At 29.2% G+C, this 14,791-nt stretch carries 12 protein-coding genes and 1 other annotated feature; all 12 genes read left to right on the top strand.

What is annotated here, in order from left to right; translation table 11 throughout:
* The first annotated feature begins 58 nt into the window (after nt 1-58).
* The 12 genes from GKG00_RS03650 to GKG00_RS03595 all read left to right on the top strand — a co-directional run bounded on the left by GKG00_RS03650 (nt 59) and on the right by GKG00_RS03595 (nt 14,787).
* A complete protein-coding gene (locus GKG00_RS03650; RefSeq protein WP_241673647.1) occupies nt 59-580 on the top strand; it encodes a VTT domain-containing protein in 522 nt (173 codons plus the stop codon).
* Nucleotides 581-586: 6 nt separating this feature from the next.
* Complete coding sequence (locus GKG00_RS03645) at nt 587-1,585, top strand: glycosyltransferase (protein WP_154254317.1); 999 nt, start codon at nt 587-589, stop codon at nt 1,583-1,585.
* A gap of 127 nt (nt 1,586-1,712) precedes the next feature.
* Nucleotides 1,713-2,033, top strand: a complete 321-nt coding sequence (gene spoVG, locus GKG00_RS03640; protein WP_094207224.1) for a septation regulator SpoVG — start codon at nt 1,713-1,715, stop codon at nt 2,031-2,033.
* 124 nt (nt 2,034-2,157) lie between these two features.
* Entirely contained in the window at nt 2,158-3,168 is a 1,011-nt protein-coding gene (gene asnA / locus GKG00_RS03635; RefSeq protein WP_154254316.1) for an aspartate--ammonia ligase, read from the top strand.
* Between the two features lie 122 nt (nt 3,169-3,290).
* Complete coding sequence (locus tag GKG00_RS03630; RefSeq protein WP_154254315.1) at nt 3,291-4,625, top strand: potassium transporter TrkG; 1,335 nt, start codon at nt 3,291-3,293, stop codon at nt 4,623-4,625.
* A gap of 9 nt (nt 4,626-4,634) precedes the next feature.
* Entirely contained in the window at nt 4,635-5,312 is a 678-nt protein-coding gene (locus GKG00_RS03625) for a TrkA family potassium uptake protein (protein WP_094207221.1), read from the top strand.
* Nucleotides 5,290-6,021, top strand: coding sequence for an RNA methyltransferase (locus GKG00_RS03620; RefSeq protein WP_154254313.1), 732 nt, complete (start codon nt 5,290-5,292; stop codon nt 6,019-6,021). Before GKG00_RS03625 ends, GKG00_RS03620 begins: the two co-directional genes overlap by 23 nt.
* Before the next feature lie 19 nt (nt 6,022-6,040).
* Nucleotides 6,041-6,228: a binding site (T-box leader), on the top strand.
* Nucleotides 6,229-6,265: 37 nt separating this feature from the next.
* Complete coding sequence (gene pheS / locus GKG00_RS03615; protein WP_154254311.1) at nt 6,266-7,288, top strand: phenylalanine--tRNA ligase subunit alpha; 1,023 nt, start codon at nt 6,266-6,268, stop codon at nt 7,286-7,288.
* Nucleotides 7,289-7,296: 8 nt separating this feature from the next.
* Entirely contained in the window at nt 7,297-9,669 is a 2,373-nt protein-coding gene (pheT, locus tag GKG00_RS03610; RefSeq protein ID WP_154254309.1) for a phenylalanine--tRNA ligase subunit beta, read from the top strand.
* An 8-nt stretch (nt 9,670-9,677) separates the two neighbouring features.
* Entirely contained in the window at nt 9,678-10,310 is a 633-nt protein-coding gene (locus GKG00_RS03605) for a cell division protein ZapA (RefSeq protein ID WP_094207217.1), read from the top strand.
* Nucleotides 10,294-12,435, top strand: a complete 2,142-nt coding sequence (locus GKG00_RS03600) for a U32 family peptidase (RefSeq protein ID WP_241673646.1) — start codon at nt 10,294-10,296, stop codon at nt 12,433-12,435. The genes GKG00_RS03605 and GKG00_RS03600 overlap by 17 nt, the downstream gene beginning before the upstream one ends.
* On the top strand, nt 12,436-14,787 hold the full coding sequence (locus GKG00_RS03595; protein ID WP_154254308.1) for an endonuclease MutS2: 2,352 nt from the start codon (nt 12,436-12,438) through the stop codon (nt 14,785-14,787).
* Nucleotides 14,788-14,791 lie beyond the last annotated feature (4 nt).

The following is a 14,791-nucleotide window of genomic DNA, read 5'->3' as shown; positions in this document are numbered from 1 at the left end:
ATTTCAGATTATTATCCATGTGCTAAATGCAATTGGAATATTACTAAGTATATGCGTTATGATTTACGCATGGAGAACAGGAATACTTAAAGATATCGATAAGTTTCAAGAATTTATGAATCAGTTTGGGAAATTAGCTGCTCTGATATTTATCTTATTTCAGATTATGCAAGTCATTATCCCAATAATTCCTGGCGGTATAACTTGTCTCGGAGGAGTAATCTTATTTGGATCATGGATGGGATTTGTATACAACTATGTAAGTATTTGTATAGGGTCAATAATTGTATTTTTTATTGGTAGAAAATACGGTACGCCATTGATTATAGCAATTTTTGGAGAAAGGGCATATAACAAATACATCAAAATTCTTACCAAAAAGAACAGATTTGATCATGTATTTGCGGCTTTGATATTTTTTCCAATTGCACCAGATGATATGCTATGTTACATAGCTGGAACAACAAAAATGAAATTCCAAAAATATTTCTGGATAATTATATTAGGAAAGCCTATGTCTATAGCTCTTTATTCATTAGGATTGGAAGTATTATTTAAGAAACTAGTATTAAGGATTTAAGAATAAATGAAAATTTTGATATATAAAGGAGATTATGATTTAGTAAAGCAAAGTGGAGTAGGTCAAGCGATTGAACACCAGGAAAAAGCTTTGAAACTAAATAATATTGACTACACAACCGATGAAACTGACGATTATGATATTGTTCATATAAATACTATAATGCCAAAATCAAAAAAATTCGGACGAAAAGCAAAGAAACAAGGTAAGAAAGTTATTTATTATGGACATTCCACGATGGAAGATTTTAGAAATTCTTTTCGCGGAGCGAATTTATTGAGCAGACTTTTTAAAAAATGGATTATTAGTTGCTACAATATTGGAGATATTATTATAACTCCATCACAATATTCGAAAAACATACTTGAAGGATATGGAATTAATAAGAAAATATATAGCCTATCGAATGGTATTGACCTTGATAAATTTAAGGGCGACAAAGATAGCAGAAAGAGATTTCGAGATAAGTATAATTTGAAAGATGATGATAAAGTTATTATTTCTGTAGGTCATTTGATGAAGAGAAAGGGTCTGGATGATTTTATAGAAGTTGCAAGGAAGCTTCCGCAATACAAATTTATTTGGTTTGGTCACACTAATCCTAAACTATTGACTACTAATATTAAAAAAGCAATAAAAAATAAGCCGGATAATGTAATTATGGCTGGATATGTTGATCAAAAAGAACTGGTAGATTGTTATCGAGGGAGTGATTTGTTCCTATTTATGACCAGAGAAGAGACAGAAGGAATTGTACTATTAGAGTCTTTCGCTTCTAAAATAAAAGTTTTGGTAAGAGACATTAAGATTTACGAAAATATGTTTACTGATGGTAAAGAAGTTATCAAAGCAAAAACCAATGATGAGTTTAAAAACAAAATTGTTAATATAATAAATGGCAAATATTCTACTGTTGAAGAAGCGTATAGATATGTTAAAGAACGAAGTGTTCAGAAAATTGGAGAAAAATTGAAAAGCATTTATTTAAAATTAGAAGATGCTTAAGATTTAGTGACATCTTAATCTCACAAAAATATATTATATATAAATGTTTTGTTTAATATTTACATTTATTTACAAAAGAGTTTTTTAGCGTTATAATTATATATATAAAACACAAGGTGGTGAGGTTATGCAAATTACAGATGTTAGAGTTAAAATACTAAATATTGATAACAGATTAAAAGCAATTGCTTCTGTTACTTTTGATGACGAAATAGTAATTCATGACATCAAAGTTATAGAAGGTGAAGAGGGGTTATTCTTAGCTATGCCTAGTAGAAAAATCGGTAATAATAAATATCGTGACATAGCTCATCCAATTAGTTCTCCAGCCAGAGAAAAAATTGAAGTAGCAGTTATCAATAAATACAATGAAGAATTTGAAAAGCAATCTTCTGAAGAAACTGAGCCAGTGACTGAAGAAAATATAGAAACTGCAGAAAATGAATAGTACAAAAAGCATCTATTAAGGTGCTTTTTTTAGTGCTTAAATTATCCGATTCAAATTATTTTACATATTTCGTATGTTTGATATAATAATAAAATATGGTTAATTTTGAATAAAGGAGATATTTATGGAATTAAAAGTACCGAAAGGATACAAATCCTCTTTGGATTTATTAGAAACACAGAAAGCTATTAAAATTATCAAAGATTTTTTTCAATATAGGTTGTCTGAGACTTTAAATTTGACTAGAGTTTCTGCTCCGTTATTTGTTAGAGCTAATACTGGAATTAATGACAACTTAAATGGCATTGAAAAACCTGTAGGTTTTGAATTCTTGGAAGACGGTTCAATGAGTAGGTTGGAAATCGTACAATCACTTGCAAAATGGAAGAGAATAGCATTAAAAAACTACGAGATCCCAGTAGGAGAAGGGATTTATACGGACATGAATGCTATCAGACCTTCAGAAGTTTGTGATAACACACATTCATTGTATGTGGATCAGTGGGATTGGGAAAAAGTAATTTCAAAAGAAGACAGAAATGTAGAATTTTTAAAAGATACAGTAAGAAATATATATCAATGTTTCTTAGACACTCAAACAATGTTGATTAATTCTTATGATGATTACAAAAAAATACTTAGAGATGAAATTACTTTTGTAACTACTGAAGAGTTAGAAGAAATGTATCCGGATAATACTTCAGATGAAAGAGAAACTTTGATTACTAAAAAATACGGTTCTGTGTTTTTAATTGGAATTGGTGATTCTTTAAAATCGGGTAAATCTCATTCTGACAGATCTCCCGATTACGACGACTGGAGCTTAAATGGAGATATATTAGTTTATAATCCTGTTTTAAACAATTGCCTTGAATTAAGCTCTATGGGAATTAGAGTTGATAAGGATAGATTGATTTATCAATTAGACAAAAAACAAAATAATGATAGAAAAAATTTAGAATATCATCAAATGCTACTTAATGATGCACTTCCTCAATCTATAGGCGGGGGTATTGGTCAATCTAGAATTTGTATGTTCTTCTTACAAAAAGCACATATAGGAGAAGTTCAATCATCAATTTGGCCTAAAAATATGCTTGATGAATGTGATAAATTGGGAATTAAATTATTATAATTTAGAGTTATAAAATTAGTTTTACAAAAGAGTTATTTATTTGAATAAATAAGTAACTCTTTTTTTGTAAAATGTTCAATAATTTGTTTTACTTTTAAATTCTTTTGTAGTATGATTTGTTTATGAAACATTTAAAAAAATATTTAGAAGACAATCCGCCATTGGTGTTGATTCTAAGTTTTATTTTTTTGATTATAGTAGGATCGTTATTATTGTCACTACCTATAAGTCAAAATGCAACAAAAGTTCCATACATTGATTGTCTGTTTACAGCAACATCTTCTGTATGCGTAACAGGTTTGGTTACTGTTGCTACATATAGCACATGGAGCGCTTTAGGAAAACTAATTATTATCATTTTAATCCAAATGGGCGGACTTGGTTTTATGACATTTGCAACTTTGATTGCACTTGTCATGGGAAGAAGAATTACTTTAAAAGATAGATTAATTATTAAAGAACAAACAAATAGTATTGATATGCAGGGAATGGTAAAACTAATTAGATATATACTGATATCTACTTTTTCCATAGAAACAATTGGTGCTTTTTTACTGATGACGAAATTTATACCAATGTATGGATTGAAGGGAATATTTTATAGTTTCTTCCATTCAATTTCAGCTTTTTGTAATGCAGGATTTGATATTCTAGGACCTAATTCTCTAATTGATATAAATACTAATTTTTTTATTATGCTAGTAATTGGACTTTTAATAGTAATAGGTGGTATTGGTTTTAATGTAATACTTGATGTGTTGCACAATGGTTTTGATTTTCAAAAATATTCATTGCATTCAAAAATTGTACTTACAACGACTGTATTGATGTTATCCATAACATCAGTTTTAATTTTAGCTATGGAATTTTTGAATCCTGAAACTATTGGCAATTTAAGCTTGGCAGACAAGATATCTAATTCTGTTTTTCAAGCTGTGACTTTAAGGACAGCCGGTTTTGCTTCAATTGATCAATCAAAATTATTGGACAGTTCAAGTGTTTTGTCTATATTGAATATGTTTATTGGTGGATCTCCAGCAGGTACTGCAGGAGGTATTAAAACGACAACTTTTGCACTGTTAATTATTGTGGCATTGAGTGAAATCAAAGGTCAAGAAGATGTAGAAGTATTCAACCGTAGAATTAGATTTTCTCAAGTAAAAAAAGCTTTAGCTATAATTACTTTATCAATGGTTTGGGTGATTTTTGTTACATTTGCAATTTTAGTTATAGATAAAGCAAAATATTTAGATGTAGTTTACGAAGTAGTAAGCGCATTTGGTACAGTTGGTTTAACTCGAAGTTTAACTCCGACTTTAAATATTATTTCAAAGATTTTGATAATTTCCACTATGTATATAGGTAGAGTGGGATCATTAACTATTTTATTTGCGTTGTCTAATACGAAAAACAAAAAAGCTTACAAAGAAGCTCATGAAAATATTATAATAGGTTAGGTTTTAAATATGAAACAATTTGTAGTAGTTGGCTGTGGTAGATTTGGTAGAGCATGTGCTATTGAATTATCCAATACTGGCCACGAAGTATTATTAATAGATAATAATGAAGATACTGTAGATGAAATGAGTCGTATTGTAACTCACGCAGTGTATATTGAACATTTGACGGAAAATTCATTGAGTTCAGTCGGTGTTGGAAATTTCGATGTGGCGATAGTTGCTATATCTTCAAATTTTGAAGCATCAATTCTATCTACTGTAGTTTGTAAAAAATTAGGGGTAAAAAAAGTAATCACAAAAGCTAAAGATACTCTTCACGGTAATATTTTACTTAAGGTTGGAGCAGATAGAGCAATAATTCCAGAAAATGATTCAGCGGTAAGACTTGCTAAGAGTTTAATAAGTGATCAAATCTTCGACTATATTGAATTTACTGATGATTATTCAATTGCAGAGATTACTCCCAAAAAAGAATGGATAGGAAAGAACTTCATTGATATTGGTATGAGAAGTAAATACGGCATTAACGTTGTTGCTGTTAAGAATAATGGAGAAATGAATATCAATCCTTCACCAGAATATACAGTAAAGTTTGAAGATTACTTGATAGTAATTGGATCAAATAAAGATTTGGACAAAATTACTGAAACAGGTGATAAAGATGATAACCTCTACTTCAAATAAAATATACAAACACGTAAAATCACTTTATAAGAAAAAATATAGGTACAAGTATAACGAATTTGTAATAGAAGGTTATAAGCTTTATGAAGAAGCGATTAAATCAAATTTAAATATCAAACAAATAATACTAAGAGAAGGGGAAGAATTTATTGATGGCTGTGTTTGTTTTGATTCAAAAACTTTCAACAGTCTCAGCGAAATGAACAATCCTGAAGGTATAATTTGTGTAGTTGATTTTATTGAGAACAAAGATAAGGATACAGATAAAATTCTATTTCTTGAATGTATAAACGATCCAGGAAATTTGGGGACAATAATAAGAAGTGCAGAAGCTTTTGATTATAATAATATTATTTTATCTGACAATAGTTGCGATATATATAATTTGAAAACTATTAGAAGTGCTATGGGTAGTTTATTCAGAATAAATATTTCTTATGAAAGTATAGATGTCTTAGAGAATTATAAATCAAATGGATTTAAAATTTATGAGACATCTTTAGAGAAAAATTCTAAAAGTATTCTTGAAATTAAGGACAAAGAAAAACATGTTCTAATAATTGGAAATGAAGCAAATGGAATTAGTGATGAAATAAAAAAATACGCTGATGAATTTTTGATAATTCCTATGGATAATTTAACCGAATCATTAAATGCTTCTATAGCTGCTAGTTTGAGTATGTTTTACCTATCAAAATTGACAAATTAGTAGTTATATTATAAAATAATTAAAAATGTTGAAGAAGAAAATACAAAACTAGATACAAAGAGAGATATGGGTTGGTGTGACATATTTATCGAATTTTGTTGGTTCGCTTTGAAGTTGCTAATATAGCCGTGTAGGGTGCGTTAAACTTGCGAGTGATGTTATCATAATTTGGGTGGTACCGCGGAAATACAATCTTTCGTCCCATAGGGGATGAGGGATTTTTTTATTGTTTAAGGAGAAAATAATGAAAGAAGAAATTTTGAAAATTAAAGAAAAAACTGTTGGTTTAATCGATAATGCCAGTGATCTAAAATCTTTAGAAGATATTAGAGTAAAAGTTCTTGGCAAAAAAGGTGATTTGACACTTGTTCTAAGAAATATGGGTAAACTTTCTAAAGAAGAAAGACCGGTTATGGGACAATTAGCAAATGAAGTTAGATCTGAAATTGAAGAATTATTGTCCAATAAATTTGAACAATTAAAACAAGAGCAAAAAAAGATTAAATTAAAAGAAGAAGAATTAGATGTAACTGCAAATAGAGGTGTCAGAAAGATTTCTCACAGACATCCACTTAATGAAACGATAATCCAATTGGAAAATTTGTTCCAAACAATGGGATTTGATATTGTAGATGGTCCTGAAATTGATACGGTTGAAAATACATTTGATTTATTAAATTCACCAAAATATCATCCTTCAAGATCTTTATCTGATACTTTTTATTTGGATGATAAAACTGTACTTAGACCACACACATCAAGTGTACAAATCAGAACAATGAAAGATCAAAAACCACCTATTAGAATGGTTTCTGCGGGAAGAACTTTTAGATTTGATGATGTAGATGATACACATTCACCAATGTTCCATCAAATCGAAGGATTGGTTGTGGACAAAGGCGTTACTATGGCTAACTTAATGGATACAATCAATATTTTCATCAAAAACTTATTTGGAGAAGAAATAGAAACAAGATTTAGACCACATTATTTTCCATTTACAGAACCTTCTATGGAAGTAGATGTCACTTGCTTCGATTGTAAAGGCGAAGGATGCCCAAGTTGCAACGATACAGGTTGGAGTATGGAACTTTTAGGATGTGGAATGGTTCATCCAAATGTTTTAAGAAATTGTGGAATAGATCCTGAAGTTTATACTGGATTTGCATTTGGTATGGGAGTTGACAGGATTACAATGGTAAAACACAAAATCGACAATATAAGATTGTTGTACGATAACGATAAGAGATTTTTGGAACAATTCTAGGAGGAAATATGTTATTACCTATTAATTGGCTTAAAGATTACGTCGATGTAGACGAATCGATAAAAACTATTACAGATAGACTTTCAGAAACAGGAAGTCACGTTGAATCGGTTATAGATAAAAGTAGATATTTAAACGATAAATTAATCGTAGCTCAAATAAAGAAAATTGATAAGCATCCAAATGCAGATAGATTATCCATAGTCACGTTAGATACTGGCAATTCAGAAATAGAAGTAGTAACAGGTGCAAAAAACATCAAAGAAGATATGTTTGTTTGTTATGCACAGGTAGGGGCAACTCTTCCTGGAGATATTGTTTTAAAAGAAGCTGATCTTAAAGGAATTATGAGCCCTGGAATGTTGACAAGCTTTGAAGAAATGGGATTTGAAACTTCAGTTGTAGATAAAAACTCCAAAGATGGAATTGCTGTTTTATCTGAAAACGAAATTGGCGAAACTGTTATTAATGCACTTGAAATCAATGAGCCTATAATTGAATTTGAAATCACACCAAACAGACCGGATTGCTTATCCGTTTTAGGAATGGCAAGAGAATATGCTGCCTCTTTTGGCAAAAAAATCAAATATCCTTCTATTGAAATCAAAAACTTTGATGAAGATATTAATGATTACGTAAATTCTGTTGATATTCAAACTAACAAGTGTACTCGTTATGTGGCTAGAGTTGTAAAAAATGTAAAGATAGGAGATAGTCCACAATGGCTAAAAAATAGACTTATTCAATCTGGAATTAGACCTATTAACAATATTGTTGATATTACAAATTTTGTAATGTTGGAAACTGGTCAACCAATTCACGCCTACGATTTGGATAAAATCGCAGATAAGAAAATTATAGTAAAAGAATCTGGTTCACAAAAATTTACAACACTAGACGATGTTGAACGTGAATTATCAGATGATATAATAATTTGTGACGGTGAAAACACATTAGGTATCGCTGGAATTATGGGTGGTTTTGATTCAGAAATAACATCAGATACTACAAATGTGCTTATTGAAGCTGCAAGTTTTGATAGCGATACAATTAGACTTTCATCAAGAAGATTATCTTTAAGAACTGATGCCTCCACAAGATTTGAAAAGGGTGTAAGCCAGCAATTATGTGATTTAGCATCATTGAGAGTTTGTAAATTAATTGAAGATATTACAAATGCCACTGTGATTAATAATTCTATAGATGTGATTACATGTGAAGAAAAATTAGAAGATGTAGAGCTATCTTACAAAAAATGCAATGATTTATTAGGATCAGATATTTCAAATGAAGAAATTAAAAATATATTACAATTATTGGAATTTAAAATTGTGTCAGAAGACGACGAAAGAATCAAAGTTAAAGTTCCATTCCACAGACAAGACGTTTCAATTTATCAAGATTTAATTGAGGAAGTTGGAAGAATTTACACATTTGAGAAAATTGGCGCTAAACCTCTTATCGGAAAACTAAAGAGAGGTGTTAAGAGCGAAGAAAGAATTGCCATAGATAATACGAAAAAAGCTTTGTATTCTATGAATACTTTTGAAGTGTTGTCTTATTCATTCATCAGCCCAAAGTCTTATTCTAAAGCAATGGTTGAAATGGATGATGATAAATTGATCAAACTAATCAATCCACTAGGAGAAGATTTCTCTGTGATGAGATCCACAATTATACCAAATATTTTGGATATACTATCTAAGAATTATAAAAATAAAATCAAAGATATTTGCGTATATGAATTGGGCAATACTTTCCACTTGGTCGGAAACGAAAGAATCGAAACTAAAAAATTAGCTTTGGGAATGTATGGAGATTATGATTTCTACGATGTTAGATCCATGATTTTGGCATTATTTAACGAATTGGGAATTGATAATTATGAAATCGTAAAAAACAAAGATAATAAAACTTATCACAGCGGTAGATGTGCTGATATATTTGTAAATGGTGAATTGAGCGCAACATTTGGTGAAATAAGTTATGAAGTAAGAGACAATTATGACTTTGATAATAGGGTTTATGTTGGAGAAATTCATTTTACAGAATTAATTAAACATATGGATTTCAAAAAGCTTTACTCACCAATTAGTAAATATCCTTCAATTGAAAGAGATATAGCTCTTGTGGTGGATAGAGAATTGGAAAGTATTGAAATTGAAAAAGAAATTCTAAAGCACTCTAATGGTATCATTAAGGATGTTTACTTATTCGATGAATATAAAGGTGAACATGTTGATAATGATAAGAAGAGCTTAGCTTACAGAATTATATATCAATCAAAAGATGAAACATTAAAAGACAAAACTATTGAAAAAATACAAGAAGAAATATTAAATTCATTAGAACAAAAATTCAACGCAACATTGAGAAAGTAGGAATGTATATGAACAAATTACAAGTTGTAATTCAAGGTTCAACTTACAATATTGTTACTGAAAAATCTAAAGAAGAAACAGATAAGATAGTTGAGAAAATTAACAAGGATATTGCAGATTGTAAAAACAGAAATTCAAAATTAACGACTTTGAATGCAACTATCTTAGCTCTTATGAATTTGGCAGAAACTCACGATAATTTAACAACTGAATTAAATGAATACAAAAAAGAGAATGATCCAATTATAAAGGATTATTCTAACTTAAAATCTGATTGCGAAAAATTATATCAAAATTTGGTTATTAAAGAAACAAACTTAAAGCAAATGACTAAACAATACAATGAAATTAAAGAAAATTCTGAAAAGGAAAAAGAAGATATAAAGAAAAAAGCTGAAAAATACGCTAACGAAATCAAAGCGCAATATGAACAAAACGCATCAGATTTAAATACAAAACTCAAAAAAGAAAATAAAATTACGGAAGATTTGAAAAAGCAAATTGAATTTTACGAAACAGAAAATGATGATATATCTCAAAAATACAAAGATTTAAAAGACGAATATAATAAATTAGCTTTTGAAAAAAATAAGCTAGAAAATATTTTAATGGATTATCAAAGGGATGAAATCATTGATTAGTGAAATATTAGCTCCTTGCGGAAATTGGGAAATGGTAAAAGCAAGTGTCCGTGCGGGAACTGATGCCGTTTATCTTGGAACAAAAGATTTTTCCGCAAGGGCTTATGCTGAAAATTTTACTGTAGAAGATGTTAAGGAAGTTGTAAAATACTGCCATTTAAGAAACGTAAAAGTTTATGTAACATTAAACACTCTTATAAAACAATCAGAAATTCACAAGGCAATTGATTATGTAAATAGATTATATAACATCGATATTGATGCACTAATTGTGCAAGATATTGGTCTGGCATATCTTGTAAACAAGTTATTTCCTGATATGGATTTACATGCATCTACTCAGATGAACATTAATAATTTGAATGGGGCATTAATTGCCAAAGAACTTGGTTTCAAAAGAATTGTATTGGCTAGGGAAACTGATTTAGAAGAATTAAAAAATATTAGGAATAACTGTGACATTGAAATTGAAGTTTTCATTCATGGATCATTATGTGTGTGCCAATCAGGGCAATGCTTGATGAGTTCATTAAATGGTGATAGAAGTGCAAATAGAGGAAGATGTGCTCAACCTTGTAGGAAGGATTACAATATTATTTTAGCCAACGAAACTATTAATTCAAATCTGTCTTACCTCAGTCCAAAAGATTTGTGTACTATTGATAATGTTGACGAAATCGCGAAATATTGTGATAGTTTGAAAATCGAAGGAAGAATGAAATCCAAGGAATACGTGTACTCTATTGTAAAATCTTACAGAGAAAAATTAGATAATGGTAAATACGATTATTATTTAGACGAAGTTAAAAATCGTGGATTTACAAAAGGATTAATCAATAATACAAATGGATACAATTACGTTGAACTTGGTAGGAAAAATCAAATTAAAGGTAACACAGTAGGAAAAGTATTAGGAAAAGGGAAAATAAAATTTACAGATGATGTATTTAAGAAAGATATTTTAATACTTTCTAACGGGAAAAATACTTTTCCGTTGACATTAACTGAAAATTATACGAAAAATAACATAGCTTCATTTAAAAATATAGGTGATGCTCTTGAAAATTCTGATGTAAAAAGAGTTAGTCACATTAAAATAGTTGATGAGTCAAATGAAGAAAAAAATGTGAAATTTAATTTACAAGTCAAGTTTATTTGTAAAAAATTTCAACCTATTCAAATATCTGTTAATGGACTAAAATATAACACTAATATAATTTGCGATGACGCAAAAAATAAGCCAATAGATGACGATTTTATTCGTAATCAAGTACTAAAAACAGGAAACTATCCAGTAAACATTAATAAATTGGAGATTATTCTAGATGATGGATTATTTTTATCGAAAAGTCAGATAAATCAGATAAGAAGAGATTTCATAGAATTCTATTTGAACGAAAAAGCTGATTTTAATCATAGAAAACAAAAAAATGTTGATCTGAAAAATTTAGATAAACTAATAGAAAAAAATAGAATTAATAATTCAAGTTATAAAACAGTTTATGTAGATGAAGTGGATGGTTACAGCGATAAAATTTCATCAGAATACATCGTGAGAGTTCCAAGATTTTTGAATCAAGAAAAAACGGATAAGTTTATAAAAAGGTGCAGAGAAAATAATGTATCCAAACTTTTAATCAATAATATTGGAGATATAGCTATAGCCAGGGACATTAATGCTAATTTCGTGGTTAGTGACTATCAGATGAATGTATTTAATACTTTATCAGCAAAAGTTTTAAATGATTTGGGAGTAGATGTAATAACTTTATCAGTTGAATTAAACAAATCTGAAATTAAAGAAATTGTAGAAAATTCAAATTACAATTATGAATTGGTTGTTGAAGAAAACTTAGTTAATATGATTACTATTTATTGTCCTTTTTCGAGCATAATAAAATGTAATGGGAAAAATTGTGAGTTCTGTAAGTTTAATGATTGTTATATTGAAGGAGATTTTTCTAAATATAAGGTTGTAAGAATGGACGATTACTCTTTAATTTATTCTTGTGATAGAATTAAGATAGATGAGAATGATATAGATTTCAACTTATATTCAATTAGAAAAAACAAATATGCAACTGGAAAATCTAATGAATTTCATTTTAAAAAAGGAATTTTATAAATGGATAAAAAGACATTAAACACACTTGAATACAACGAAATAAAAAATAAAATTGAAAAACTTTGCAAATCTAAATTGGGGAAAAGTATAGCCAATAAATTGGAACCTATGAAAAATGAGGATGAAATCAGACAAAGTTTGGATGAAACTTATGAAGCTATGAGTATGATTTACAAATTTTCTAATCCTCCTATATATGAGATTATAAATGTTAAAGCAAGTATAATGCATGTATCAAAGGGTGGATACATAGTTCCAGAAGTTTTGTTGAAAATTGGTCAAATCTTGAGTAGCGTTCACGATATAAAAAGATACGCTGGAGAATCTGACGAAAATCACGAAAATTACCTTATGATTATGGCAATGATGGATTCTTTGGTGGAAGAACCTGATTTAGTTGCAACTATTAATAATGCAATAATTTCAGAAGATGAGATTAGCGATAATGCCAGTAGAAATCTGGCAAGAATTAGACAAACTAAGAGGCAAAAGACAGAAAATATTAGAGATAAAATAAATAGTATTTTATCTTCTAATGATCAAGCATTACAAGAAAACATCGTAACTATGAGAGATGATAGATATGTAATTCCAGTAAAAGTTTCACATAAATCATCTTTTAAAGGAATCGTACACGACCATTCATCTTCGGGTCAAACAGTCTACATCGAACCGATGGAGGTTGTAGAATTAAATAACGAATTGAGAATGCTTGAAGCAGAAGAAAGAGAAGAAATAATAAGAATTTTGAAAGAAATTTCTGATAGAGTTTATGATGCTAAGGATTCGATTTTTGTGGATCAGGATGTTTTATCAAGATTAGATTTCATATTCGCTAAAGCAAAATATGCGATAGAAATTGATGCGACAAATCCCAAACTAAACACCAATGGATATTTTAATTTCAAAAATGCAAGACATCCTTTATTGGACAAGAAAAAAGTTGTGCCTATAAGTATTTATCTTGGTGATGATTACAATACATTGGTAATAACTGGACCTAATACTGGTGGTAAAACTGTAACACTTAAAACAGTAGGTTTGATAACTTTAATGGCACAATCTGGAATTTTAATTCCTGTAGATGAAAATTCGGAAGTAGCAATATTCGATAATATTTTCACAGATATTGGTGATGAACAAAGTATAGAACAATCTTTGTCAACTTTTTCGGCTCACATGAAAAATATTGTACACATTGTAAAAAATATTACGTTTAATTCTCTTGTGTTATTCGACGAGCTTGGTGCAGGAACAGATCCAACAGAAGGAGCAGCACTAGCAATTGCAATTTTGAGAATTTTCTTAGACAAATCTATAAGAACAATTGCTACAACTCACTATTCTCAACTTAAAATATTTGCATTGACAGAAAAATACGTAAAAAATGGTTCAGTAGAATTTGATGTAAATACTTTATCACCAACTTATAAATTGAGAATTGGGATTCCTGGTAAATCAAATGCTTTTGAAATTTCTAGAAGACTTGGTCTTGATGATGATATAATTAATAATGCAAAGGAAATCTTATCCCAAGAAGACAAAGATTTTGAAGATGTTTTATCTGACATTGAATCTGAAAAGAAACAAATTGACGAAGATAAAAGAAGACAATTAGAACTTAAAGAAGATTTATTAAAGCTTCGTGACAGATACGAAAAAGAACTTGAAAAGACAAAAATAGAAAAAGAACGAATTATTAATGAAGCAAAAGAAAACGCAAATGAAATTTATATGCAAGCTAAGGAAGAATCACGTGAGCTTATCAATAAATTAAAATTCTTAGAAAAAGAATCTGATGCCAGAACAGTAGCTAATGATGTTGAAAGTAAATTTAATAAAAGAATTAAAAAGAGTTCCACTAAAAAACTATTGAACGAAACATCTAAGAAACAAAATCTTCAATTAGGAGATGAAGTCGAAATCTTAGGAATTGACCAACAAGGTACTATTGTTTCAGAGCCTGATAAAAAAGGTGATTTATTGGTTCAAGTGGGTATCTTAAAGATAAATGCCAATGTTAAGAACTTGAAGAAAATTAAAGAACAAGAAGTTATTCAATCATCAAAGAGCATTAAAAGTATTATAAAAAATAAAGCTAATTCTGATATAAAAAGCGAAATAGATTTGCGTGGTAAGAATATCGAAGAAGCGATATACGAACTTGACAAATACATTGATGACTGTGTAATTGTCGGATTGAAAAAAGTGAATATAATTCACGGAAAAGGAACTGGTATGCTCAGAAAAGGTATCAGAGAATACCTAAGAAGTGATAAAAGAATCAAAAAGATAGAAGATGCAGGTTACAATGAAGGCGGGCTTGGAGCTACTTTCATTTATTTAAAATAAGGGG

Origin of the sequence: Finegoldia sp. BIOML-A1 (assembly GCF_009678325.1) — a bacterium.
GTDB classification, from domain to species: Bacteria; Bacillota; Clostridia; order Tissierellales; family Peptoniphilaceae; genus Finegoldia; species Finegoldia magna.
The sequence above is the reverse complement of the archived record's forward strand: the minus strand, read 5'-3'. Positions and strand labels throughout refer to the sequence as shown.